The 23435-nt window shown below is 63.2% G+C and carries 23 protein-coding genes; 8 read left to right on the top strand and 15 right to left on the bottom strand.

Annotated elements, in window-relative coordinates; genetic code table 11:
* Nucleotides 1–79: 79 nt before the first annotated feature.
* The 5 genes from CDV44_RS05205 to CDV44_RS05185 form a co-directional block, all read right to left on the bottom strand.
* The gene (locus CDV44_RS05205; RefSeq protein ID WP_087686964.1) at nt 80–886 is read right to left on the bottom strand and encodes an acetoacetate decarboxylase family protein; all 807 of its coding nucleotides are present in this window, start codon (nt 884–886) and stop codon (nt 80–82) included.
* Between the two features lie 63 nt (nt 887–949).
* Nucleotides 950–2398 carry an MFS transporter gene (locus CDV44_RS05200; protein WP_212677074.1) on the bottom strand — a complete coding sequence of 483 codons (1449 nt, stop codon included), beginning with the start codon at nt 2396–2398 and terminating at the stop codon, nt 950–952.
* A 119-nt stretch (nt 2399–2517) separates the two neighbouring features.
* Nucleotides 2518–3972 carry an NAD-dependent succinate-semialdehyde dehydrogenase gene (locus tag CDV44_RS05195; protein WP_087686963.1) on the bottom strand — a complete coding sequence of 485 codons (1455 nt, stop codon included), beginning with the start codon at nt 3970–3972 and terminating at the stop codon, nt 2518–2520.
* An 8-nt stretch (nt 3973–3980) separates the two neighbouring features.
* Nucleotides 3981–5213 carry an iron-containing alcohol dehydrogenase gene (locus CDV44_RS05190; protein ID WP_087686962.1) on the bottom strand — a complete coding sequence of 411 codons (1233 nt, stop codon included), beginning with the start codon at nt 5211–5213 and terminating at the stop codon, nt 3981–3983.
* Nucleotides 5210–6247 carry an Ldh family oxidoreductase gene (locus tag CDV44_RS05185; protein ID WP_087686961.1) on the bottom strand — a complete coding sequence of 346 codons (1038 nt, stop codon included), beginning with the start codon at nt 6245–6247 and terminating at the stop codon, nt 5210–5212. The genes CDV44_RS05190 and CDV44_RS05185 overlap by 4 nt, the downstream gene beginning before the upstream one ends.
* A gap of 85 nt (nt 6248–6332) precedes the next feature.
* On the opposite strand from CDV44_RS05185, the gene CDV44_RS05180 reads away from it, so the two are divergent.
* Nucleotides 6333–7049, top strand: coding sequence for a GntR family transcriptional regulator (locus tag CDV44_RS05180; RefSeq protein WP_087686960.1), 717 nt, complete (start codon nt 6333–6335; stop codon nt 7047–7049).
* 158 nt (nt 7050–7207) lie between these two features.
* Complete coding sequence (locus CDV44_RS05175) at nt 7208–7540, top strand: hypothetical protein (protein WP_087686959.1); 333 nt, start codon at nt 7208–7210, stop codon at nt 7538–7540.
* 63 nt (nt 7541–7603) lie between these two features.
* On the opposite strand, the gene CDV44_RS05170 is transcribed toward CDV44_RS05175, so the two are convergent.
* Complete coding sequence (locus tag CDV44_RS05170; RefSeq protein ID WP_087686958.1) at nt 7604–9175, bottom strand: MFS transporter; 1572 nt, start codon at nt 9173–9175, stop codon at nt 7604–7606.
* 101 nt (nt 9176–9276) lie between these two features.
* On the opposite strand from CDV44_RS05170, the gene CDV44_RS05165 reads away from it, so the two are divergent.
* On the top strand, nt 9277–10182 hold the full coding sequence (locus CDV44_RS05165; protein ID WP_087686957.1) for a LysR family transcriptional regulator: 906 nt from the start codon (nt 9277–9279) through the stop codon (nt 10180–10182).
* A gap of 239 nt (nt 10183–10421) precedes the next feature.
* Complete coding sequence (locus CDV44_RS05160) at nt 10422–11063, top strand: HD domain-containing protein (RefSeq protein WP_087686956.1); 642 nt, start codon at nt 10422–10424, stop codon at nt 11061–11063.
* Between the two features lie 19 nt (nt 11064–11082).
* Here CDV44_RS05160 and CDV44_RS05155 read toward each other — a convergent pair whose 3' ends face one another.
* Nucleotides 11083–11931, bottom strand: coding sequence for a LysR substrate-binding domain-containing protein (locus tag CDV44_RS05155; protein WP_087686955.1), 849 nt, complete (start codon nt 11929–11931; stop codon nt 11083–11085).
* 103 nt (nt 11932–12034) lie between these two features.
* On the opposite strand from CDV44_RS05155, the gene CDV44_RS05150 reads away from it, so the two are divergent.
* Nucleotides 12035–12676, top strand: a complete 642-nt coding sequence (locus CDV44_RS05150; protein WP_087686954.1) for a LysE family translocator — start codon at nt 12035–12037, stop codon at nt 12674–12676.
* Here the strand turns inward: CDV44_RS05150 and CDV44_RS05145 are convergent.
* The 3 genes from CDV44_RS05145 to aqpZ form a co-directional block, all read right to left on the bottom strand.
* Nucleotides 12662–13339 (bottom strand): TetR/AcrR family transcriptional regulator C-terminal domain-containing protein, encoded by a 678-nt coding sequence (locus CDV44_RS05145; RefSeq protein WP_087686953.1) that lies wholly within the window; start codon nt 13337–13339, stop codon nt 12662–12664. The two genes, CDV44_RS05150 and CDV44_RS05145, sit on opposite strands and share 15 nt — an antisense overlap.
* A 106-nt stretch (nt 13340–13445) precedes the next feature.
* On the bottom strand, nt 13446–14270 hold the full coding sequence (locus CDV44_RS05140; RefSeq protein WP_087686952.1) for an SDR family NAD(P)-dependent oxidoreductase: 825 nt from the start codon (nt 14268–14270) through the stop codon (nt 13446–13448).
* Nucleotides 14271–14394: 124 nt separating this feature from the next.
* The gene (gene aqpZ, locus CDV44_RS05135) at nt 14395–15087 is read right to left on the bottom strand and encodes an aquaporin Z (protein ID WP_087686951.1); all 693 of its coding nucleotides are present in this window, start codon (nt 15085–15087) and stop codon (nt 14395–14397) included.
* Nucleotides 15088–15249: 162 nt separating this feature from the next.
* Here aqpZ and CDV44_RS05130 point away from each other — a divergent pair, with 162 nt between their 5' ends.
* The gene (locus tag CDV44_RS05130) at nt 15250–16083 is read left to right on the top strand and encodes a GyrI-like domain-containing protein (RefSeq protein WP_087686950.1); all 834 of its coding nucleotides are present in this window, start codon (nt 15250–15252) and stop codon (nt 16081–16083) included.
* A gap of 83 nt (nt 16084–16166) precedes the next feature.
* Here the strand turns inward: CDV44_RS05130 and mnmH are convergent, their stop codons facing one another.
* From mnmH to CDV44_RS05110, 4 genes are all read right to left on the bottom strand, one after another.
* On the bottom strand, nt 16167–17273 hold the full coding sequence (mnmH, locus tag CDV44_RS05125; protein WP_087686949.1) for a tRNA 2-selenouridine(34) synthase MnmH: 1107 nt from the start codon (nt 17271–17273) through the stop codon (nt 16167–16169).
* A 114-nt stretch (nt 17274–17387) separates the two neighbouring features.
* The gene (locus tag CDV44_RS05120; RefSeq protein WP_087686948.1) at nt 17388–18047 is read right to left on the bottom strand and encodes a hypothetical protein; all 660 of its coding nucleotides are present in this window, start codon (nt 18045–18047) and stop codon (nt 17388–17390) included.
* A 49-nt stretch (nt 18048–18096) separates the two neighbouring features.
* On the bottom strand, nt 18097–19608 hold the full coding sequence (locus tag CDV44_RS05115; protein ID WP_087686947.1) for a glycosyltransferase family 2 protein: 1512 nt from the start codon (nt 19606–19608) through the stop codon (nt 18097–18099).
* Complete coding sequence (locus CDV44_RS05110) at nt 19605–20147, bottom strand: cytochrome b (protein ID WP_237172168.1); 543 nt, start codon at nt 20145–20147, stop codon at nt 19605–19607. The genes CDV44_RS05115 and CDV44_RS05110 overlap by 4 nt, the downstream gene beginning before the upstream one ends.
* A gap of 577 nt (nt 20148–20724) precedes the next feature.
* On the opposite strand from CDV44_RS05110, the gene CDV44_RS05105 reads away from it, so the two are divergent.
* Nucleotides 20725–21543: an oxaloacetate decarboxylase gene (locus CDV44_RS05105; protein ID WP_087686945.1), complete on the top strand. Its 819-nt coding sequence runs from the start codon at nt 20725–20727 to the stop codon at nt 21541–21543.
* Nucleotides 21544–21685: 142 nt separating this feature from the next.
* Nucleotides 21686–22540: a class II aldolase/adducin family protein gene (locus CDV44_RS05100; RefSeq protein WP_087686944.1), complete on the top strand. Its 855-nt coding sequence runs from the start codon at nt 21686–21688 to the stop codon at nt 22538–22540.
* Here CDV44_RS05100 and CDV44_RS05095 read toward each other — a convergent pair.
* A complete protein-coding gene (locus CDV44_RS05095) occupies nt 22495–23427 on the bottom strand; it encodes a LysR substrate-binding domain-containing protein (RefSeq protein ID WP_087686943.1) in 933 nt (310 codons plus the stop codon). The two genes, CDV44_RS05100 and CDV44_RS05095, sit on opposite strands and share 46 nt — an antisense overlap.
* Nucleotides 23428–23435: the final 8 nt, after the last annotated feature.

Below are 23435 nucleotides of genomic sequence, written 5' to 3'. Positions count from 1 at the left end.
TTGCTTTGCCGCCATAAGATACCCCAACCCCCGTCACCCACCTTCATACACTCACCGGTTGCCGTACCGGGCGACGTCGTCAGACCTTCTGGCGATTGTCGAGCAGCAACTCGCCGCCGTCCCACACCGTGCCCATCTGTTGGTAGTACCCGCCCACCACTTCTTCGACGGCCAACGTCGCGAGTTCTTCGGTCGGCGATTCGAACAGGGCCAGTTCGGCGTCGGCCACCCACGGGTCGCCGCACTCGGCTTTCGCGGGCTTGTGCGTCACCAGTTCGTTGAGCGACTCGCCGCCGCCCTTCTCGATCGACTGAAGCACGCGCGTATGCAGCAGCGGATAGATGTTGACCGTGGGGCCGCCCGTTTTCACCTGCTCACGCAGCGTGATCGTCGCTTGCGCAATGCGGCGGTCATACGTTGCCAGACTCGCACCGAAGCGCCCGCCCGGTGCCAGTCGCGGGGCCGGGCCATAGGGGAACGGCCGCGTCTGATAGATGGAGCCGAATTTCTTCGGATACCCCATGTGAATGCCACGCCCCAGCGAGAAGTCGCGGTCCACCCAGATGTGCACGATCCGCGTGAACGTTTGCCCCTGAAACTTCACCTTCACGGCGAGAAACGCCTCGGCATACTGCGCGCGAACGGGGTCGAGCATCTCGGCACCGCCGGTCGAGCACGACTGCCAGTCGGCCCAGACCATCGCGACACGGCCCGGGTCTTCGTCGGCCAGTTCCAGCGGCGCGGGCAACAGCGCCTTGATGCGATCGGGGTTCGTGCGGTATTCCACGGTCAGCCACGTGCCGGAGTAGTACCAAGGTGGATCGGGAATCAGCGATGCCACGCCCGTCGGGGTTTGCGGAAAGAGAAATCCTTTCAATTGACTCATAACGTTCTCCGTAATTGCCTGAGGCCACTCAGGCATCGTTGTTCTGCTCGTTGTTCAGACGATTCATTGTTGGGCGGGAATGGCCGCCGAACGGTCGGAAGGCACATCGCTCTCGGCCTCTTCGTCCGCCGAGAAGCCGTTGCGCGTCGGGTCCCACTGAATGACGATGCAGGTGATCAACCCGACCAGCGGTACGACACTCAAGATGAGCAACACGGTCCCCAGCGGAAAGCTGCCGCGCAGCACCGGGAACGCGAAGAGACCGAACGCAGCACCCACGTTCGCGAGGAAGCCCGTGAAAGCCGTCCCCGTCGCGCGAACTTCCGATCGATAGGACAGCGCGGCGATCGACTTTCCGTTCGATGCCGGGCCAGCGGAGTGCGCGAAGATCAGCATCGCGGGGAAGATGGAGAGCAGCATCGGATCGACCTTGCCGTCGAGCAGCCCCATGCCGACCAGCACGAGAAAGACGATGCCGAAGCCGTACAGCGCCGCCTTGCGCAACCCGAAGAGACGTCCGAAAAACGGTGATGAGAAGCCGCCCAACACGCCAAAGCAATTGAACACGATCGCAGCGATTGTGGCGTGGATGAAGTTGTTCGAGAAGAGCAGCAACGAGATCACCGGCAGGTACCAGCCCACCGCCGAATACTGCATGTACTGACAAAGCGAAATCACGCCGGAAAGCACGGTGCGGCGCAGATAGTTGCCCCGGAACAATTGCGCAAAGTTGCCCGCGCGTTTCGTCTTCTCGTTCACGTCGTTGCGCGCGGTTTCGCGTGCGACGAAGCGGTGGTCCGGAAACAATTTCCCGAGGCTGATCGCGGCCTCTTTCATCCGCCCGAGGCGCGCCAGCCACGTGGCACTCTCAGAGAGATATTTGATCTGCAAACCGAGAATCACCAGCGCCAGAATGCCCGACGACGCGATGGAATAGCGCCAGATGTTCTGCCCGATGCCCAACTGGCTGAACAGCAACGTGACGAGCAAGTTGCCGATGACGGCGATGTACCACACGCCATTCCACAGATTCAGTTTTGCGCGGTGTTTGGCAGGCGTGTACTCGGCGAGCAAGGCGATCGCGATGCTGAAGTCGATCCCGTACGCGATGCCCACCAGCACCCGGCCAGCGAGAATCATCTCGAAATTCACGGCGACGGCCGCGATGATGGCCCCGGCGATGTAGATCAGCTTCGTCGCGATCAGCGGTTTGACGCGGCCGAACCGATCGGCAAGCCAGCCGCCGAACGGATTCACGATCAGCGCCACGAACGCCGATGACGCCGTGAGCAAACCGACTTCGCGCGGGTTCAGACCCAACTGCGCAGTCAGCGGCCCGAGTGCGGAGCCCAGCGCCGAGTTGGCGAAAGCGTCCAGAAACAGGCCCCCAAGGGCCACCAGCCACGCAAACCGGGCAACGCCGACAAGACGAGGCTGTGAATCAATGAATCGGATCACATCGTTGATCGATGCGATGTTGATGGGCGGTATCGATGACTGATTCGAACTCACAATCGTCTCCTGAAACGCTGGCGCTCTGCTGTCCCGCAGATTTGGCGATGGCTGTTGCTATGGCTATTGCAAATGCGGTGGTGACGCCGGCAAACGCCCCGCCCCACCGCCCGGGGGTTTTACCACTGCGTCGAAATGTACTTGGCTTCAGAGAACTCCAGCAGCCCATGGTGAGCGCCCTCACGGCCCAGACCGCTTTGTTTCACGCCACCGAACGGCGCTGCCGGGTCGGACACAATGCCGCGATTGAGCGCGATCATGCCGCTCTCGATTCGCTCCGACACGCGCAGGCCGCGCGCCAGATCGCCGGTGTACACGTAGGCAACCAGACCGTACTCGGTCGCGTTGGCCAACGCGACGACTTCATCTTCGTCGTCGAAGATGACGATCGGTGCGACCGGCCCGAAAATCTCTTCGTGGAGCAGGTCGGCATTCGGTGCGACGTCCACCAACACCGTCGGCTGATAGAAATAACCGTTGCGATCCAGCCGCTCGCCGCCCGTGAGGACGCGTGCGCCCTTCGCCACCGCGTCGTCAACGAGGGATGCCACCTTGGCGACCGCGCCGGCGTTGACCAGCGGTCCGCACTGCGTGGTGTCGAGACAGCCGTCGCCCACCGTCAGCGCGCCCATGCGCTGCGCCAGACGCTGACTGAATTCGTCGGCAATGCCGCGTTGCACGTAAATGCGATTGGCTGCCGTGCACGCTTCTCCGCCATTGCGCATCTTGGCGAGCATGGCGCCTTCGATAGCGGCGTCGATCGATGCGTCGTCGAACACGATGAACGGCGCGTTCCCACCCAGTTCCATCGAGCAGTTCACCACCGAGTCGGCAGCCTTGCGCAGCAGCACGCGGCCGACTTCCGTCGAACCGGTAAACGACAGCTTTCTGACACGGGCATCATCCAGAATCGCATTGGCGAACTTGCCCGCCGACGACGTCGTCAGCACGTTGACCACGCCTGCCGGCACACCAGCTTCGGCCAGCAGGTTGGCAAGTGCATAGGCCGTGAGCGGCGTCTCTGTCGCGGGCTTCAGAATGCATGTGCACCCGGCCGCCAGCGCAGGGCCGATTTTTCGCGTGGCCATCGCCGCCGGGAAATTCCACGGCGTGATCAGCAGCGCGATGCCCACCGGCTGGTATTGCACGATGATCCGGCTGGCACCCGACGGGGCGATGCTGATGTCGCCATTGATGCGCACGGCCTCTTCGGCGAACCAGCGGAAGAACTCGGCAGCGTAGGCCACCTCGCCACGTGCATCGGCCAACGCCTTGCCGTTTTCCAGCGAAATCAGACGGGCGAGACTATCGGCGTCGCGCACCATCAGTTCGTACGCGCGGCGCAGGATGTCGGCACGCGCGCGCGGCGACGTCGCCGCCCAACCGGGCGCAGCAGCGGCAGCGGCATCGACGGCTTGCATGGCCTCTTCAACGCTCGCGTCAGCGACGGTCGCCAGCACGTCTTCGTTCGACGGATTGATCACGTCGATGCGACGCCCCGAGGCCGGTGCACGCCACTGACCACCAATGAACAAGTCGGTAGGGACTTCAATACCAAGAGCAAGTGTCGACATTTCGGTTCTCAAGCGTTGGAGGGTTGGGTGTCGCGCAGACGGCCACGGAAGGCGTCTTCCAGAATTTCGGCCATATCGGCCGCCTGTAGCGGACGGGGGTTGTTGTTGACCAGTCGTGCAGAGAGCATCGATTGCTCGGAAACCCAAGGCAGATCGATCGCCTTCAGCCCCAGACCGGCCAGCGTCGACGGGATGCCGATCTCGGCCAGCAGCGCGCGGACGCGGACGATGCTTTCTTCGGCCAGTGCCTGCACATCGGTACCTTGCGCGCCCATCGCCTTGGCGATTTCCGCCAGTGAACCGGCGCACGACGGCGCGTTGTAAGCCATCACGTACGGCATCAGCGCCGCCACACCCAGCCCGTGGGCCGTGTGCGTCAGTGCACCGATCGGGTACTGAATCGCGTGCGCCGCAGCGGTACCCGCCGCACCGAACGCCAGACCCGCGCACAGCGAGCCGTACATCACCATCGAGCGGGCTTCGCGATCGCTGCCGTCGCGTACGGCGCGCGGCAAGAACTCGCTGAGCGCGCTGATAGCCGCCAAAGCGAACTGATCGCTCATCAGGTTCTTGCCGACAAAGACACGTTCGTGCGGCAAGGTCGGCGTGCGCGGATGCTGCACCGCCGTGAATGCCTCGATGGCATGCGTGAGCGCATCGGCACCTGAGATGGCCGTCAGCTCCGGCGGGCACGTCAGCGTCAGTTCCGGGTCGCAAATGGCAATGTGCGGAATCAGATACGGGCTGGAGATGCCGACCTTGAGATCGCGGCTTTCATCTGCCATCACTGCCACCGGCGTGACCTCCGAGCCCGTCCCTGCCGTCGTCGGGATGGCGATGACCGGCAGAATCGGCCCCGGCACTTTCAGTTCGCCATAGAACTGGCTCGCCGGGCCGCCGTGGGCCAGCAGCAAGCTCACGAGCTTGGCCATGTCCATGCAGCTTCCACCGCCAATGCCGATGACCACGTCGGGGTCGAAGGCCGAGGCGAATGCAAGGCATTGTTCGATGCTGGCGGACGGCAGTTCAGGCAGCGTGTGCGTGGAGACCTTCGTCTCGACACCCGTCTCATGCAGGCTGCCGAGCATCTCCTGAAGTTCTTTCGAAGCACCGAGACGTTCGTCGGTGCAGATCAGCGCGCGGCGCCCGATCTGGGCCGTGACAATGCCGAGACCGAAGCGCTGGCCTTCGCCGAAAATGACGTTGGCAGGCGCCCTCATGGTGCCGAATAGTGGGTTCATTTCTGATCCTGTGCGGGGTCGGGGGAGTTACCGGCGAGTTCGCGAATGCGGGCCCAGACGTCGGGTGCCAGCGCAAAGCCGTCGTGCAAGCTGCGCTCGCGTTGCGTCTGTGCGCGGTCGCCCGGCACGACAACGGGTCGCTGAGGGTCGGCGGGTTCGCATGCACGAACCGCATCGAGATACGCGGAGATTTGTCCGGCCATGCCGCCCGGTGCCGCCTCAAGCACGATGAACACGTCGCCCTTGTTGCAGACGTGCTCGGCGTCCAGCGTGCCGCGTACCTCGGTGCCGAGTGCGGCCGCCGTCAGGCTCGATACCAGCACTTCGAACGCAATGCCGAGCGCATAGCCCTTCGCGTCGCCAAACGGGGCGATGGCACCGGCTTTGGCCGCGTGCGCGTCGGTGGTCGGATTGCCTTCGGCGTCGAGCGCCCAGCCGGGTTTCAATGGGCGGTTCTGATTGGCATAGTCGTGAATCTGTCCCATCGACACGGCGCTCGTCGCCATGTCGAACACAAACGGATGCGGTGACGCGGGCACGCCGATCGCCACGGGATTGGTGCCGAGCATGGCATGCTTGCCGCCCCACGGGTGCACGAGCGCCTCGCTGGTGGAGAGCGCAATCAGTACCTGCCCTTGTGCCGCGATGCGCTCGGCATAAAGTGCCAGCATGCCCAAGTGATTGCTGTTGCGGACCATCGCGGCGGCAAGACCCGTTTCTTTGGCCCGCGCCGAAATTTTTTCAAGCGCAGCAAAGGCCACCACCGGCCCCAGCCCGCGCTCACCATCGACGTCGAGCAGCGACGAGCCGCGCCATTGGTGCACGCCATGGCTTAGCGGATGCGCGAGCCCTTTCCGAAGACGTTCGACGATACGTGGCAGGCGGAGCAAACCGTGCGAGGCCCGCCCTCTCAACTCCGCTTCGACCCATTGTTCTGTCTGAATGCGGGCGTTCTCTTGCGAAACCCCGTGACGCGTCAGTGCCTGAACGGAGACCTCGGTGGCCTCCTGACACGATAAAAGATTGGCTGTCAAAATACGATCCGATCGGATATCTGATTTGCGACAGGATAGGGTTATAATCTGGCACGGTCAAGCGCGTTATCCCGGAGAGCCATCCATGTCCAACCTAGATCCAAGATCGACCACCTTTTTCGCCGCTGCCGAGCACGACGCGAGCCACCTGTCGGCTCGACGCGCGCTGGGCGATGAGATTTACGAGACGCTGCTCTCCCGGCTGATCTCCCTCGCCATTGCGCCGGGAAGCCGGATTGCCGTCGATGCACTCGTCAGAGAGTTGGGGGTTTCGCAAACGCCGATACGCGCCGCGCTGATTCGCCTCGAGAACGAGGGGCTGGTGGTGAAGACGCATAACGTCGGCTACAGCGCCGCCGCCATGCCCACGCGAGACCGGTTCAAGCAGATCTACGACATGCGCATGCTGCTGGAGCCCTACGCCGCGGCCGAGGCAGCCCAGTTGATGGATGACGCGGCGCTGACCGAATTGAAGACGCTGGCCGAGAGCATGGAGAACGTCTCGGGCGGCAATGCGCAGGTGGCCTACGGCAAGTTTGCGTTACAGGATGCGAAGTTCCATGCGTGGATTGCGGCGTGCAGCGGCAACGAGTTGATTGCCGAGACGCTGTCGCGTCTTCATGCGCATATGCATGTCTTCCGTCTGCGCTTTCATTCGCGGGTGACAGAAGAAGCGATCACCGAGCACGCCGACATCGTGAAAGCGCTCTGTGCCCACGATGCCGACGCGGCCCGTGACGCGATGGCGCATCACATTGCGTGCTCACGCGATCGCATGGCGCCGTTCTTCGATAGTCTCTGATCGTCTTACCGCCGCAGGCGAGACACAGATTCCGACGTTGCCTCGACCGTACGGGGGAATTGCGGGCGCGTCGGTTCGATAGCGAACCGACTTCCCACGCAAAAGCCACCAGGATCAGCCAAAGATCCGGTCATGCACGCATCAACGAGGAGTCGATCATGAGAAAGGAACGCATACTGCTTCATGTCTATGGCGAGCAACGAGATTCCGTCTGGACACTGACCTGTCTCGATCTCGCGTTCGCCTCACGGGCCACCAGCCTGATGCAGGCCAAGGTCTACGTCAGGGCCAACGCCCACGCGTATCTCGACGGCAAGCTGGTCGGCGAGAACATCCAGTTTCCCGCCACACCGGTGAGCGCTGCCGTCGTCACCAAGCTCAGGATGAAATACTGGCTGGCCCGGCTCTGGCAACGCGTCGATGGTCGAACGCGTGACCACATCTATGACGAAGTCGTGGGTCTGGCCGACAAGAATCCCGTGTTTTCCTGAGTATTCCTTAGTATTCTAAAACCGCAAATCGACGCCGGAGACAACCTCCGGCGTCTGTCTTTCTTACAGACTCGGCGGGCGCACACCGTCGTCGAAAGCAACTTCCTGATGCCGTGCACGCGGGCCTGCCCCGAACGCCACATAGCTCAGCGCTGCCAGCACCCACGCGCCGATCACGCCGTACAACATCACCAGACCGAAGCCGTGCACCAACGCGCCATGAACGATGGCTCCGTTCGGGTCAGCCGCTGACAATGCCGCATTGCCCTGCGCCAACTGATCGAAACTGCCCGCCGCCACCTTCTCCGCGAGCCAGCGCAGCGACAGTGCATCTGAAGACGCCGGCAGCGCGCGAGCGAGATAGGCGCTGACGCCTTCGAGCAGCACGAACCCCATCACCGCAATATTGATCGCCAGACTGATCAGTCGCGCGCTCATGTCGATGCCCGACGCCATCCCTGCGCGGTTCGACGACACCGCCCCGGTCGCCGTATTGGTCACCGGCGTGTTGGTCATCCCCAGTCCGGCACCGCACAACACACAGCCCGGCAACACGGTCAGCCAACTGGCATGCGCCACATCAATGCCAAAGCGCATCAGCAGGAAGCCAAGGCCGATCGTAAACATACCCAGCGGAATCACCTTGCGTGCGCCAATCCGAAGCGCAAGACGTTCGGCGAACGGCGGCACGATGAGTGTCGGCACCGTATAGGCGAGCAGCGCCAACCCGGTGTTCACGCTGCTATAGCCGAGCGCGCCCTGAAAGTAGATCGGCAGATACACGATGAACGGCCAGTAGCTGAAGTTCATCCCCATCGAGCCGAACATCGCCCCGGAAAACGCGCGGACACGGAACACCGAAAAGTCGAACATCGGCCGGGGACTGCGCTTCTCTACGATGAGAAACGCGATGAAACTCAGAACAGACGCACCGATGATGCTCAATCCGATGGGGCTGTCGAAACCAAGGTCCGGCCCCTGCGTGATGTAGTAGACGAGGCCGAACGTCGACAACGACAGCGTCACGATGCCCGGCACGTCCAGATGCTCGGCGTGCGGATCGCGCGACTCCTTCACGCCTGCAAACACGAGGCCGAGCGCCACCATCGCAATCACCACGTGGATCAGAAAGACCCACTGCCAGTTCGACACAGCGACGATCAACCCGCCGACGATCGGACCGAAGCCCAGTCCGCTGCCGAACACGATGCCCCATGCGCCAAACGCCCGGCTGCGCTCGCGCCCTTCCCGAAATTGATGCGACAGCACCGCCACCATGCAGATCAGCATCGCGCCGCCACCCACGCCCTGCAAAAACCGGCTGACGATCAGCACCGCGGCGCTTTGCGCCAACCCGCAGATGAGTGATGTCACCGCAAAAATCACGATGCTGGCGACGTAGACGCGCCGGCGTCCGAACCGGTCGGCCAGCGTGCCCGTGGCCATCAGTACCGTCGTGCACGCCAGCGTGTAGGCATTCATGATCCATTGAAGCGCCTTGAAGTCGGCATGCAGCACGCGCTCAAGGGTCGGGAGGATGGTCGGCACGCTGGAAATTTCAAGGCCGAACATCAACGATGTCAGGCAGATCGCCGCTAGCGCCAGCGCGTTTTTGGGGTCTCGAGAAAGCGTCATAGGTATCGCAGAGAAAAGTATTTGGCCGATGTACTATATCGGGAATCAGATTCCCCATTGACGACAGTTTTTCCCATAAAACACAACCACAAGGACCGAATATGTCAATCAATCTGGACGGTGTGGCGGTCTTTGTGCAGGTGATCGAAGCCGGCAGCTTCACGCTCGCCGCCGAGCGCCTGAACCTGACGCGCTCGGCCGTCGGCAAAGTCATTACGCGGCTGGAAGACCGGTTGGGGGCACGTCTGCTCCATCGCACCACGCGCAGTCAGACGCTCACCGAAGCCGGGCAGGCTTATTACGATCGATGCGTGCGAGCGCTTGCCGAGTTGGAGGCGGGTGAGGCCGAATTGGAGAGTGGACACAGTGCGCCACGGGGCCAGTTGCGGGTAAGCGCACCGATTGCGTTCGGGCACCATTGCGTCGCCCCAGTGTTGTTCGATCTCGCACGCCAGCACCCCGAGCTTCAGATCGATATCTCGTTCACCGACCGGGCGGTCGACCTCGTCGAAGAGAACATCGATCTCGCGGTGCGCATCGGCGAGTTGCGCGACAGCACGAGTCTGGCGGCGCGGCGTCTGGGCATTCAGGACGTGAGCATCGGCGGCTCGCCGGCTTATCTGGCGAAGCATGGCAGCCCCGTCGAGATCGACGACTTTGCCGGTCATGCGGGCATCATGTATTCGCGCGGCGGCGTGGTGAGCACATGGCGCATGCACGATGCGCAGGGCGTGGAGCACGAGTTGCAAGTCAAGCCGCAAGTGAGCCTTGACGACGTGCAGGCGATTGCCGGCGCTGGCGTTGCCGGTCTCGGACTCGTGCAGATACCGTGCTGGCTCATGGCACGATATGTCGCCACCGGCGAACTTGTCGCGCTAAGAGAGCGTTGCGGTGTGCGACCGCTGGCGATCCATGCGGTATGGCCGAAAACGCCCTACATGCCGCTGAAAACGCGTTGCGCCATCGATGCGCTCGTGGCGAATCTTCCACGAATCGATCTCGATTAAGCACGGCCGTCTCGCTGCTCCCCCTACGCATGGGTCGACACCGTGCGCGTGGCATCTGACCACCGGCCATTTTTAGCCTCTATTTCGCCGATAGCCTCCCTTGGCGGCTGGCCGACATGAACACGCATCTGGCGGAAATGGGCCCCGCAAGCCGGTAGCGATCCGGGGCGTCGGTGCGCAGAATTGGAAGTGTCCGCACAGTTCGAATTGTCCGGGCTGTCCCCTTCTGGAGGTTCATCATGTCTGCCAATGTTGCCGGTATTGCGGTGCCCGATAGTCAGTTCGCGCGTGAAATCACGGAGATCGTGCGCGATACCGCATCCCCCCTGCTGTTCCATCACTCAAGCCGCGTCTTCTATTTCGCCGCCCTCGCCGGCCAGCATCGCGGGCTCAAGTTCGACCCCGAACTCCTCTATTGCGGCTGCATGTTTCATGACATGGGGCTCACCCATCAACACAGCAGCGCGTGCGAACGATTCGAAGTCGACGGTGCGAATGCGGCGAGTGATTTTCTGAAAAGCAAAGGCATTGCACAACAGGACATCGACGTGGTGTGGACGGCGATCGCGCTGCACACGACGCCCGGTATTCCGCAGCATATGCACCCGGTGATCGCGCTGGTCACGGCGGGCGTAGAGATGGATGTACTGGGCCTGACCTATCCCGAGTACAGCGAGATCGAACGAGAGGCCGTTGTACGTGCCCACCCGCGCACGGCTCACTTCAAGGAAGACATCATTCAGGCGTTCTACGACGGCATCAAGCACAAGCCGGACACGACGTTCGGCAACGTCAAGGCTGACGTGCTGGCCGACAAGGACCCGCATTTCCATCGCGGTAATTTCTGTAGCGTGATTCGCAATTCCGCGTGGATCGGCTGACGGGCCGGAGGTGTCATGCTCAGGTGCGCAGTTCGGTCAGAATCTGCTCCGCCAGAAAGTCGCACGGCGGGCGGTTGGAGGTTGCACTGCGCGCCAGCACCACTTCGAGATCGTCCAGCGGGGGCAGGCCGTCGCTCTGCGAGAGCTGAACAAGATGCGCAGGCACGCTGCATCGTGCGAGCGGTGCGACCGCCAGCCCCGCCTCGACCATGCTGATGAGTCCGAGCAGGCTGGGGCTTTCGTAAGACATGCGGTACTTGATGCCTGCACGCTGAAGTGCTGCGATGGCGGTCGCACGCGCCGTGCTGCCGGGGGCGAATAACGCCACCGGCAGCGGGCGCTCTTTCCACACGGGCCGCGTTGGCGGGCCTACCCATACCGACGGCTCGAACCGGATGAATTCTCCCGGCAGTCCCTTGACCTTGGTCAGGCAAGCCAAGTCCAGCGTGTTGTCCTTGAGCAAAGGCACCAGCGCGTTGCTGGCCAGCCCGATCACGCGAATCTCGACGCGCGGGTGCGCCACGGCAAACTTCCGGAGCACCTGCGGCAACAACGACGACGCATAGTCGTCCGGCACGCCGATGGTCACGCGGCCCTTGATCTCGGGCCGCACGATCGATGCCCACGCTTCACTGCGCATCTCGAGCATTCGCCGCCCGTAGTCCACCAGCGTCTGCCCTTCGGCCGTCACGGCCAATCGCCGGGTGTTCCGGATAAACAACGGCTTGCCCAGATCGTCTTCCAGTGCCTTGATCTGCATGCTGAGCGCCGATGGCGAGCGATGCACCGCCTCGGCACCGCGCACGAACGAACCAGTCTCCGCAACGGCCACCACCATTTCCAGCACATCGAGATCGAGCTTTTTCATATTACTCAGAAAATCTGACGAATTGGCTCAGATTATATTGCTTTACCGAGGTCGGGCACGCTCCGATACTGAGCGCGATCACTGCCTCCTGTCGAGCAAGACTATGCGCGATGCCGCCTCGTTTTATGCGTTTCTCACCATCTGTGGCCTGCTGGCGATTACGCCGGGCCCGAACATGATCTATGTGATGTCGCGCTCGATCGCACAGGGCCGGGCGGCCGGACTGGTCTCGCTGGCGGGCGTGATCATCGGCTACCTCTTCTACATGCTGAGTGCGGCATTCGGCATTACGGCGCTGTTCATGCACGTGCCGTACGGGATGAGTGCGCTAAGCATCGCGGGTGCCGCCTACCTGCTCTATCTCGCATGGCAGGCCGTCAAACCGGGCGGGCGCTCACCGTTCGAAGCGCGTGAGCTCTCGTACGAGCCGCCGCGCCGGCTCTTCGTGATGGGGGCGACGACGAGCCTGTTGAACCCGAAACTTGCGATGATCTTTCTGACGCTGGTGCCGCAGTTCGTCCGCGATCAGGGCGGCAACCTGCTGAAGACTTCCATCACCATGGGCTCGGTCGTGATTCTGGCGTTCGTGCTGGTGAACGGCGCTGTCGCGATCGGCGCGGGGAGTACGGCCAAATTTCTCGCGCAGCGCCCGGCCCTGTTGACCCTGCAACGGTGGTTCATGGGCATAGTGCTCGCGGCGCTGGCCGCGCGCATGCTGATCGACACGTTCTCAGCGAGCGTGTGAACGACGCGGGGCCTTTTTCTTGTTGCCGTCGGCCAGTTGTTGCACAAACCCGCCGAGCAACAGATCGATGCCCACCGAGAATCGTTTGTCGAAGTCGGGCGCGAACAAATGCTGACGGGCCTGCCAACTGAGCGGATATGTCTGCTTGGCGGCATTCAGGAACGCCGTCTTGCGCGCCACGCTTTCCGCTGCCTTTTCGCTTGAGGCTTCCGCCTTGAACGCCTGCTCTTCGATCACGAAACCCACCACGTAATAGACCACGCTGAACGCCGTTGTGGTCGCCAACTCGATGTCGGCCCCGGCGCGCACAAAGGCGGCGATCATCGCCTCGCCTGTGCGCAACACGTTTTCCGTCGTCTCATACGTCCCGGCGAACACCCGGGCACCATCCCGATAGGCGTTGAAGGCGTGTCGAATCTCAAGTGAAACGGCATTCAACACCGCTCGCCAGTCCGCATCCGGCGGCACATCACGCGCGACATCCTGCAACATCGCGTCGGCCATTGCATCGAGCAACGCCTGCTTGTTGGCGAAGTGCCAGTAGAGCGACGGCGCCTGAATGTCGAGCGCCTGTGCCACCTTGCGCAACGTCACGCCCTCCATTCCCCCGCCGTCGAGTAAAGCCAGCGCCGTCTGTACGACGTCGTCCCGTTGAATCGCCATGGTGTTTCCCGTCAAAACTAACGGCGTTAGCTTATCATCGCGCCGACAGTGCGGGGAATGCCTCTGTGACGGAGGGGGATCGCTCAGCGAGATCAATCTACGTGGGTCAGCCAGCGCCACCGTGTGCGGCGGCCGAGACGTCGGCCCAGTGTTGCCAGACGCCGATTCGCTCCTGATACGTGCGTGTCGCGATATCGACGGTGCCCGCGCCGAGCAAGAGCCGCAACGGGGGTTCATCGGCATCGACCACGGCAAGGATCGCGTTCGCGGTTGCGGCCGGGTCACCGAGCTTTCGGCTGCCCATCGCCGCCGCAAGCTGACCGCGCAATTCCGCATAGGCATCGAGCTTCGTCACGTGGTGCGCCGAACTGCCGCGCCAGTCCGTGTCATACCCACCCGGCTCGATGAGCGTGACCTTGATGCCGAAGCCGGCCACTTCTTTCGACAGCGCATCGCACATGCCGTCGAGCGCCCACTTCGATGCGACATATACCGATGCGCTGGGAAACGTCACGACGCCCGCAAAACTCGATACGGCCAGAATGTGCCCGTGCCCCTGCGCCCGCAAGATCGGCAGCGCTGCCTGCATCACCCATAGCGCGCCAAAGAAGTTCGTTTCCATCTGCGCGCGGGCTTGTGCTTCGCTCGTCTCTTCCAGCATGCCGAAGAGCCCATAGCCCGCGTTGTTGAGGACCACGTCGAGCCGTCCGAAATGCGCATGTGCCCGGTGAACTGCGCCGTACACGGCATCGCCATTGGTCACGTCCAACGGCAGAAGCAACACGGCATCGCCGTAAATGCCCAGATCCTCGATGTCGGCGAGCGAGCGGGCCGTCGCCACCACTTTGTCGCCCCGCCGTAGTGCCGCCTCGGCCCAGACACGCCCGAATCCTCGCGATGCACCGGTGATAAACCAGACCTTCTCTGACATGGCATTCGTCCTCAATGGATGCAATTGACAAGCAAACATGCCGCCACCCTCAAACGGCATCGAGGCGGCAGCAAGACTAACACCGTTAGTCTAATCTAACAGTGTTAGTTGTCAACGTCGAATTTCAGGAGGAAGACCGCAAGGCACGCGACACCAGTCCTCCGATGACGCCGCCGGCCAACGGTACGAGCCAGAACACCCACAATTGATCGATTGCCCAGCCGCCCTGAAAGACGGCAACGCCAGTACTGCGTGCAGGGTTCACCGACGTATTCGTCACGGGAATCGAAATCAGATGGATCAGCGTGAGTGCCAGACCGATCGCGATCGGGGCAACTGCTGTGAGTGCCGCGCGCGACACGACACTGTTGATGATCACGACGAAGAAGGCCGTCAGCACCAGTTCGATCGCCACGGCCGCCGCCAGCGAGTAGCCGCCGGGCGAGTGGCTGCCATAGCCGTTGGCTGCGAAGCCGGATGCCGACGGGTCGAATCCGGGCGCACCGCTCGCGATCACGAACAGAACGCCCCCGGCGACCATGCCGCCAAGCACCTGCGCGCCCATGTATGGCGCGATGTCCTTCGCCGGAAACAATCCACCGGCCCATTGCCCCAGTGTCACGGCGGGATTGAAATGGCCGCCGGAGATGTGACCGACGGCATAGGCCATCGTGAGCACCGTCAGACCGAACGCCAATGCGACACCGGCAAAGCCGATGCCGAGTTGCGGGAATGCCGCAGCAAGTACGGCACTGCCGCAACCGCCGAACACCAGCCAGAATGTGCCGATGCCTTCTGCCAACATACGTCGAAACATGATGCCTCCGATGAGTTCTCTCTTGCCTGTTACGGCCATGGAGGCGCGATACTAGGGCTACGTAGGCCAAACCATCGAGACAACGCTTGGAAATTGTGAAATATCGCAATATCGCAAAATCGGCAAACGGCCTCTGGCTACATTGCAGACCAAGGAGCGCAAATGAAACCTGAGACCCACGTTCGGTATGCCCAGCGCATGGAGCCCGTGCTGCAATGGCTGGCCAGTCATCCCGACACCACCCCCGATCTGTATCAACTGGCGGATCTGGCGTGCCTGTCGCCGTTTCACTTTCACCGCATCTATCGCGCTTTGATGGGCGAGACGGTGAACGGCACGGTGCAACGCATCCGGATGCACCGCGCGGCGGTCGCGCTGGCCGGGTCAGAGGATTCCATGCGTGTTGTGGCGTCGCGTGCCGGCTATGCGTCGGACGCCGCTTTCAACCGGGCTTTCGGTGCGTACTTCGGCATGCCGCCGGGACGATATCGTGACGCCCGCTCCGGACCCTTCAATCCTCTGGAGCTCACCATGTATCCCATCACCATCGAATCGGTCCCCGCCACGACGCTCGCCGTCCTCAAGCATCAAGGCGACTATCAGGAAATTGGCCCGGTGTTCGTGCGCGCGTTCATGCTTGCCGGCGCACTCGGGCTGGCCCAGCCGGAATCGACCGGCTTCGGCGTGTATTTCGACGACCCGGAACAAGTCCCCGCCGATCAGTTGCGCTCGCTCGCGGGCATGTCGGTGGCCCCGGACGCCGAGCTCGGCAACGATCTCGAACGCTTCGAAATCCCGGCGGGCCGCTGCGCGATCCTGACCTACACCGGGCCGTACAACGAAATGAGCAAGCCGTACAACTGGCTCTTTTCAGAGTGGTTGCCGAGCAGCGGTCTGGAGCCCGCCGACTTCCCGATGTTCGAGCAGTACCTCAACGACCCGCGCACGACGCCGCCCGCAGAGTTGCAAACGCGTATCTGCCTGCCGGTGAAGTGAGGGCGAAAGGACGAAAGAGCGTGCGGGTGAACTGCGCGGGCACGGACGCCATCGCGCAGTCGAAGCAAGTCGTCAGGAAATCGTCAGCCGGCAGCGTCGGCAGACGTCAGGCGATCGGGGCCGCGCGCACCGGTCGCCTCGCTGCTTTCAACACACGTCAGCAAGGCCTGCGCCTGTGCGCGCAAATCGGGCACGAGCGGGTGGAATTCAAACGGCATAGCAGGCGGCGGACCGCTGAGCATCTTGCGCGAACTGCGTGAATACGCCGGGTCGTAATGCTTGATCACCAGCGTCTCGAACAACTCGCGCTGACGTTGCGCATCAAGCAGTTCGAGCCACTCGCCCACCACAGCACGCCCGTGCAACGGCACCAGCTTGAGCAACTGCGCGCGGAAATATTCCGGCTGCGCAAAGAGGTGTCCGTAATCCTGCATCAACAGATCAACTCGCTCGGTATGTGGTGCGCGAACTTCGACGCACGTGGTGCCGCGTAGCGACGACATCAGCGACTCGGGCAACGAAATCAGCCCGATACGACGACTCTCTGCTTCTACGAAGACGGGACGTTGTGGATCAAACGCTCGCAACGTGCCGACCAGTGCCGTATCGAACGATTTCTGCGACGGCTGCGGCGCGTCGGGCATTGCACCCAATAACGAGCCGCGATGCATCGCCAGCGCTTCCAGATCGAGCGTCTGCGCACCGGTGTGCGCGAGCGCATGCAACAACCGCGTCTTGCCGGTGCCCGTATGCCCCGCCAACACCACGTACTTCAGCGAGGGCGGCAAGGTTTCCAATGCCGCCACGACTTCGCGGCGGTAGGTCTTGTACCCGCCGTCGAGTTGCCGCGCGCGCCAGCCGATCAGATTCATCCAGACCGTCATCGACCCCGAGCGCTTGCCGCCTCGCCAGCAGTACACCAGCGGGCGCCAGTTGCGCGGCCGGTCGGCGAAGGTCGTCTCGAGATGCGCCGCGATATTGCGCGCGACCATGGCCGCGCCCACCCGGGTGGCTTCGAACGGCGAGACCTGCCGGTACATCGTGCCGACGATCACGCGCTCCTCGTTGCTCAGCACCGGGGCGTTGATCGCGCCGGGCATATGGTCTTCCGCGAACTCCAACGGCGAGCGCACGTCGATGATTTCGTCGAAATCACCGGCTTTTTCAAGAGGAACGAGGAGATTGTTCAAGGGGGCGGGACCGTATTGCGATCGACATCGCAACACGTGAAGGTCAAGGGATTGGCCGAATTATGGCATGCGCGCCACCTGGCGCTGCCTGCCCGCGCCGATTCGACCTCGGCGCTATTGCGCCCGGCGCGGCGCGACGGACTCCGCCGCAAACTTGCCGCATTGCGTGCCATATGGCGTTCGCGATGTCGCTTGCAGGTACTGAGTGGTCAATTCGGCGCGCACCTTGGCCGCCCGGTCGATGATGCGCGTCGCCGCTTCGGCTTCGCCCATCCCGCCCAACGCCAGCGCGTAATCGTCCAGCAGTTCGGCATAGGCAAACGGGGCGTGGCGCACCGCCTGCGCCCGGTCGAGCGAGCCCAGGGCGCGCGAGAAGTCGTTGGCCGACTGCGCAAACTGGCGCTGTGCCAGCGCCAGCCGCCCCAACTCTACGAGTGCCGGATAGCGGTACTGCCCCGTCAGGATATCGAGGTCGTAGGCCAGACTCAGTTCTCGCTCGGCTTCGGTGTAGTAACACGTCACGCCCAACGCCCGGCCGTAGTCGTAGTGCATCGCCGCGCGCTGTGCCGCCGGCCATCCGGTCTGATCCGCCACAAGCACGGCTTGACCGAAGTTGCGCCGCGCGGCGTCCCAATCGCCGCGCACTTCGGCCGCCCCGCCCAACGCCGCATAGTCCGGCCCGGCGGGCTTGACCACTGGTGCACTGCACCCGGCAGCCATCAGCACGCTGCCTAACGCACCTGCCATCGCCAGCCACGTCTGCGTTCGCATCATGAGGTCTCGGGTCAGGTCGCGCTTGGCGACGCTTAGGGAAATGAAGGAATCAACCGTCGCGAGGTACCGATGCCCCGCGCTCACCCGAGAGAATACCGCGTCGCACCTGTACCCCCCAATGTTGCCGCCCGGTGAGGAAGTGCCCCCAGCCCAGCGCCGCGCCCGCATGACGCATCAACTGGAACGAGAACGGCTCAAGGACCGCGGCGGCGAACGCCAGACCGAGGCTCGTGCCGGTGCGGTGTCCCGTCCATCGGCGGTACGCATGCACCGACCACAGGTGGAAGCCCAGATCGATCACGATCTTGCCGAGAATGATGCCCGACACCGGCAGCACCACACCGTAATGCCCCTCGCAGACAAACGTAACCAGCAAGGCGAACGCGGTTAAACCATAGATCGGTTGCAGCGTATCGAACGCCTTCACCGGCAGCATCAACCGCCCAAGATTGCCGTAGCGGCCATTGCCCACCATGTCGCGATACCAGTACTGCGTTTGCAGGAAACCGGCAAACCAGCGGCGCCGCTGACGCAGAAAACTCGCGAGCGTGCCGGGCGCGTCGGTCACCGCCTGTGCACCGCCAATCACGCGCACGTCCCAACCCAGTCCATGCGTGACCGAATAACGGCGCAGGCGGTGAATCAGCTCGTAGTCTTCGACCAGACACGCCGGATCGAACCCACCCACGGCAAGCACGGCCTCACGGCGGAAGCACGCAAACGCACCGGATATCAGCAACAGACCATCGGCGCGCATCCACGCAAAGCGCGAAATGAAATTGCGGATGTATTCGTACGTCTGGAAGAACTGCAACACGCGAGCGCCGACGCTGTGGCCGCACACGGGCGTCAACACGCCGGTCGCCGCAACCAGATTCGAACGACGGACAAACGCGTCGTGCATGGCGGCACAGGCCCCGGCATCGAGCAGCGTGTCCGCGTCGACGGTCATCACGATATCGGTGTCCACGCCGACCAGCGCCGCATTGAGTGCGCGCGCCTTGCCGCCGTGCGGCACGCGCAGCCAGCGCAGGTTCGGATACGTGCGGCTCGGCGCACTCAGTGCGCCCTCGCCCGGATCGGTCAACCCGTAGTGTTCGACCAGCAGCGCCGCCGTGTCGTCACGCGAGCCATCGTCGGCAATCACGATCAGGTCAGGCACGCGCTGCTGCGACATGAGTGCCTGCAACGTGACCGGCAGTGCCGCCGCTTCGTTGTGCGCAGCGACCACCACGCCCATCGTGAGCGCCGTGGCTTTCGTGCTGGCGAATTGACCATCGGCACGCGCCAGCGAAGTCGCTGCGTCTTCGGGGTCCGGGCGCATCAATCGCCACGCCTTCCAGAAGACAAACGCCAGCAGCACCGTGTCATAGGCCACGTAGGCCACGCCCGTGCCCCACGCAAACACGCCTTTCAGCACGAACGCTTGCGCAAACAGCAAACACCAGAGCACAGCGACCGTGCCATGGACCAGCCAACTCGCCAACGGCGTCGCGGGCAGTGTGAAGCGCGGCGAATGCAATTCACGCGCGGCATCGAGCCGGGTCGTCGTCACGCTCATGGCAGCATCCGGTTCAGGACAGAGTGGCGGTCGATCCATTGGTGCTTGAGCGCACCGCCGACGTGCAACGCGAGCAAGACATACAGCGAATAGGCGCAGTACGTGTGCACATTGCCAAGCACGCCATGCCAGTAATCCTTGCTGGCGTCGCTCATCGCCATCAGAAAGCCCATGCGCGGGAACGGGAACGTGCCGAAGAGCACGAGCGGGTGTGTCGACGCAGCCACCCACGCCGAATCGTGCGCCCAGCCCGAGAGCGGCAACGCGAAGATCAGCACGTAGAGCAGCCAGTGCACCAGATGGGCGCTTGCACGCTCCCACGACGCGAAGACGTGCGAGAGCGCAGGCGGGCGGTGCGTTACGCGCCACAGAATGCGCAGAATGGCCAGACCGAGCACGGTGATGCCGATGGACTTGTGCAGATCGATCCAGAAGCGCACGTCGATCTTTTCGAGCGTGGCATCGGAGAGCAACGCGATGGTCTGACCGATGGCGACGTTGCCGAGCATCAGCAACGCCACCGCCCAGTGCAGCAACATGGCAACGCGCGTGTATTTCGCGTCTTCATACAGCGCAACCCCGCTGGCATGGCGAGGCGAGGACGAAGAGGAGGAGGAAGTGGACGAAGCGGGTGATGGGGGTAGTGAATTCACGACGGGCATCCTGAGAAACTGGGGAAGATGATTGCATAACGCCCGTTGAAGCGCGCTTATTCCCGCATTGCCGCAAAAAAGCTTGTTACCGCGAATTACCGAGATTGATTCGGCGTGTCTGCCGAAGTTTCGCCCGAACACAAATATCGCGCTTGGCACGCCCGCAAAACCGCTTCAACACCGGTTAGAGCAGTCAAAACCGGCTATGAGTCGCGCATCAGCATCGGCAGCTAAAACCAGCACACCGAAACACCCGGTCGGTGACGGTTTTCCGGGCGATCAAGTCATGCGAAGCCATCGCGCAACAAACGCAAAGGCAGACAAAGGAAAGCCGGGTTGCCCGGCGCTTGCGAGCCTGCGGCAAAACCGCGATGATCGTGCCTTCAGACGTGCGCATCAGACTCGACACCGGGCACCGGCGCGAGGTCTCGGATGCCGCCGCCATCCGCCAGAGGAGACTGCCATGCCACGCAGCACCGCCGAAAAACGCGCCGCCTTCCGTGAACTGCATATTGCCGGTTGTTTTGTGATCCCCAACCCGTGGGATGCCGGCAGCGCCCGCTATCTCGAACATGCCGGTTTTCAGGCGATTGCGTCGACCAGCTCGGGCTTCGCATGGTCGACCGGTCATCCCGACAATGCCGTGACGCGCGACACTGTCCTCGCCCATTTGAAGTCCCTCGTGGCCGCCACCGACCTGCCGGTCAATGCGGACTTCGAAAGCGGTTTCGGCAACACACCTGACGAGGTCGCCGAAAGCGTGAAGCTCGCGGTGGCGACCGGCGTCGCCGGCCTGTCCATCGAAGACTCGACCGGCGACGTCAACGCGCCGCTGTTCCCGATCGACGAGGCCGTCAAGCGTATCAAGGCGGCACGCCGCGCCATTGACGAGACCGGTGGTGACACCCTGCTCGTGGGCCGCGCGGAGAACTTCTTCGCCGGGGTGCCCGATCTCGACGATGCCATTGCCCGTCTCAAGGCTTACGCCGAAGCCGGGGCCGACTGCCTCTACGCGCCGGGCATCCAGACACCGGAACAGATCCGCGCCGTAGTGGCCGCGGTCGCACCGAAGCCGGTCAACGTGCTGATCGGTGCCAATTCGCCGCTGACGCTGGAGGACATGCGCAGCCTCGGCGTACGGCGTGTGAGCGTGGGCGGCGCACTGGCCCGCACGGCATGGGGCAGTTTCATGAGTGCGGCGACGGCGCTCGCCGAAGGCCGGTTCGACGGCTTCAACGGCGCGGCCAGCGGCGCCACCCTCAACGGGCTGTTCGGCAAGTAACGCTGCATCTAACGCCGTATCTCTCCCATGACTTTTCGTCGATAGACGCAGCGCGGTCCCCTTCGGACAATGGGCGGCAAGCCGGCGTACCGTCAGCCATCTGGCGCGGTGCGACCGGCATCCCTTCCCCACGGAGTGCCGTATGCCTTTGCCGCCCCCCTTGCCGCCGTTGCCTCACGAGACGTCAGCCGCTCACGCGACGCCCGATGCCTCTGACGCCTTCGCCATCCCCACGCCACTCGGCGCACCGCTGCCCAAACCGCGCGTCTTCGATAACGTTGCCGACGCGCGCGCCGATCGCAAGCTGCGACTGGCGGTGGCGTTCCGGATCTTTGCGCGCTTCGGCCTCGCGGAAGGCATCGCCGGACACATCACCGTGCGCGATCCCGAGTTTCACGACCGCTTCTGGGTCAATCGCTACGCCCAGCACTTTTCATCGATTCATCCCGACGATCTGATTCTCGTGGACGAAGCAGGCCGGCTTCACGAAGGCGACGGTCCCGTGAACGCGGCCGCGATGGCAATTCATGCCGGCATTCACGCCACCCTGCCTCACGTCGAAGCGGCGGCGCACACGCACACCACGCATGGACGCGCGTTCTCCGCACGCACGCGCCCGCTCGCTCCGATCAATCAGGAAGCCTGCCTGTTCTACGACGACCACGTGCTCTTTCGCGGCGACGTGCTCGTGCTGGGCGCCGACGAGGGCCGCCGCATCGCCGAGTCCATGGGACACAAACGTGCGGCGGTGCTGCTCAACCACGGGCTGCTCACGGTCGGCTCGTCGGTCGATGCGGCCGCCTATCGCTTTCTCGCCATGGAGCGCTGCGCGCAGGTGCAGTTGCTGGCGGAAGCCGCCGGGCCGCTGGAAGTGTTGTCCGAAACCGAAGCACGCGAAGTGCATCGCCTGCTCGGTTCGGATTACGTCGCGTGGCTGGGTTTTCAGGGGCTCTACGAGCAGGTGCTGCGCGAAAGCCCCGATCTGGCCGCGCGATAGTCGTCGACCGCACGGCGCAGCCAAACGTCGAACTGCTGCAACGGCGCCCAATCGCGCCGTTGTGCGGGATACGAGAAATAGATGGTCTGCGGGTTGGCGAGCGTGTGCGCATGCGCCTGCACCAGCGCGCCGCTCGCCAGTTCGCGCTCGATCAGCACGCGCGGCAACAGCGCCACACCCAGACCCGCCACGGCAGCGTTGATCGCCATGATGAACATGTCGTAGCGCTGCGCACTGCGTTGGGGCTTCAACTGCGCGGCGTCTTGCGTGGCCAGCCAGTCGTCCCATGCGCGCGGCAGGTCGCGCACACAAATCCACGACAGCGCCGCAATCTCGTCGTTCGATAACGACGGCCGCCCCGCCAGCAATCGAGGGGCCGCGACCAGCATCAACGTGTCGTCGGTAATGAGTGCCGTGCCGGGCATGCCCGGCCATAGGCGCGTGCTGAAGTAGATCGTGGCGTCGAAAGCGGAGTCGTCGAAGAACACCGGCTGGTCGCGCCCGATGATATGCAGGCGCACGTCGCGCGTGCTGGCGTAAAAATCGTCCAGCCGGGGAATCAGCCATTGCGCGGCGAACGTCACGCCGACAGCAATTTCCAACTCGGTTTCGCGTCCCTGTTGCACCACGTCGAGCGTATCGCGGCGAATCTGGTCGAGATGCACCCGGATGCGTTTCGCGTACTCTGCCCCGGCTGGCGTGAGCACCAGACGCTGCTTCACGCGCTCGAACAGCGCCACGCCCAAGTGCCCTTCCAGCTCATTCACACGCTTGCAAACCGCCCCGTGCGTGAGGGCGAGTTCCTGCGCGGCCTGCGCAAAATTCTGATGTCGGGCGCTGGCCTCGAAAGCCTGCAACGCCGAGAGGCTGGGCACACCCAGACGCATGATGTCTC

Origin of the sequence: Pandoraea sp. PE-S2R-1, from assembly GCF_002179865.1 — a bacterium.
Lineage (GTDB): Bacteria > Pseudomonadota > Gammaproteobacteria > Burkholderiales > Burkholderiaceae > Pandoraea.
The sequence above is the reverse complement of the archived record's forward strand: the minus strand, read 5'-3'. Positions and strand labels throughout refer to the sequence as shown.

Bases quoted from the DNA above. Each gene is read 5' to 3' on its own strand.
- CDV44_RS05205 (WP_087686964.1), bottom strand. From the start codon at position 886: ATGAGTCAATTGAAAGGATTTCTCTTTCCGCAAACCCCGACGGGCGTG.
- CDV44_RS05195 (WP_087686963.1), bottom strand. From the start codon at position 3,972: ATGTCGACACTTGCTCTTGGTATTGAAGTCCCTACCGACTTGTTCATT.
- CDV44_RS05190 (WP_087686962.1), bottom strand. From the start codon at position 5,213: ATGAACCCACTATTCGGCACCATGAGGGCGCCTGCCAACGTCATTTTC.
- CDV44_RS05180 (WP_087686960.1), top strand. From the start codon at position 6,333: ATGTCCAACCTAGATCCAAGATCGACCACCTTTTTCGCCGCTGCCGAG.
- CDV44_RS05175 (WP_087686959.1), top strand. From the start codon at position 7,208: ATGAGAAAGGAACGCATACTGCTTCATGTCTATGGCGAGCAACGAGAT.
- CDV44_RS05170 (WP_087686958.1), bottom strand. From the start codon at position 9,175: ATGACGCTTTCTCGAGACCCCAAAAACGCGCTGGCGCTAGCGGCGATC.
- CDV44_RS05165 (WP_087686957.1), top strand. From the start codon at position 9,277: ATGTCAATCAATCTGGACGGTGTGGCGGTCTTTGTGCAGGTGATCGAA.
- CDV44_RS05160 (WP_087686956.1), top strand. From the start codon at position 10,422: ATGTCTGCCAATGTTGCCGGTATTGCGGTGCCCGATAGTCAGTTCGCG.
- CDV44_RS05155 (WP_087686955.1), bottom strand. From the start codon at position 11,931: ATGAAAAAGCTCGATCTCGATGTGCTGGAAATGGTGGTGGCCGTTGCG.
- CDV44_RS05150 (WP_087686954.1), top strand. From the start codon at position 12,035: ATGCGCGATGCCGCCTCGTTTTATGCGTTTCTCACCATCTGTGGCCTG.
- CDV44_RS05145 (WP_087686953.1), bottom strand. From the start codon at position 13,339: ATGGCGATTCAACGGGACGACGTCGTACAGACGGCGCTGGCTTTACTC.
- CDV44_RS05140 (WP_087686952.1), bottom strand. From the start codon at position 14,270: ATGTCAGAGAAGGTCTGGTTTATCACCGGTGCATCGCGAGGATTCGGG.
- aqpZ (WP_087686951.1), bottom strand. From the start codon at position 15,087: ATGTTTCGACGTATGTTGGCAGAAGGCATCGGCACATTCTGGCTGGTG.
- CDV44_RS05130 (WP_087686950.1), top strand. From the start codon at position 15,250: ATGAAACCTGAGACCCACGTTCGGTATGCCCAGCGCATGGAGCCCGTG.
- CDV44_RS05120 (WP_087686948.1), bottom strand. From the start codon at position 18,047: ATGATGCGAACGCAGACGTGGCTGGCGATGGCAGGTGCGTTAGGCAGC.
- CDV44_RS05115 (WP_087686947.1), bottom strand. From the start codon at position 19,608: ATGAGCGTGACGACGACCCGGCTCGATGCCGCGCGTGAATTGCATTCG.
- CDV44_RS05110 (WP_237172168.1), bottom strand. From the start codon at position 20,147: ATGTTGCTGCACTGGGCGGTGGCGTTGCTGATGCTCGGCAACGTCGCC.
- CDV44_RS05105 (WP_087686945.1), top strand. From the start codon at position 20,725: ATGCCACGCAGCACCGCCGAAAAACGCGCCGCCTTCCGTGAACTGCAT.
- CDV44_RS05100 (WP_087686944.1), top strand. From the start codon at position 21,686: ATGCCTTTGCCGCCCCCCTTGCCGCCGTTGCCTCACGAGACGTCAGCC.
- CDV44_RS05095 (WP_087686943.1), bottom strand. From the start codon at position 23,427: ATGCGTCTGGGTGTGCCCAGCCTCTCGGCGTTGCAGGCTTTCGAGGCC.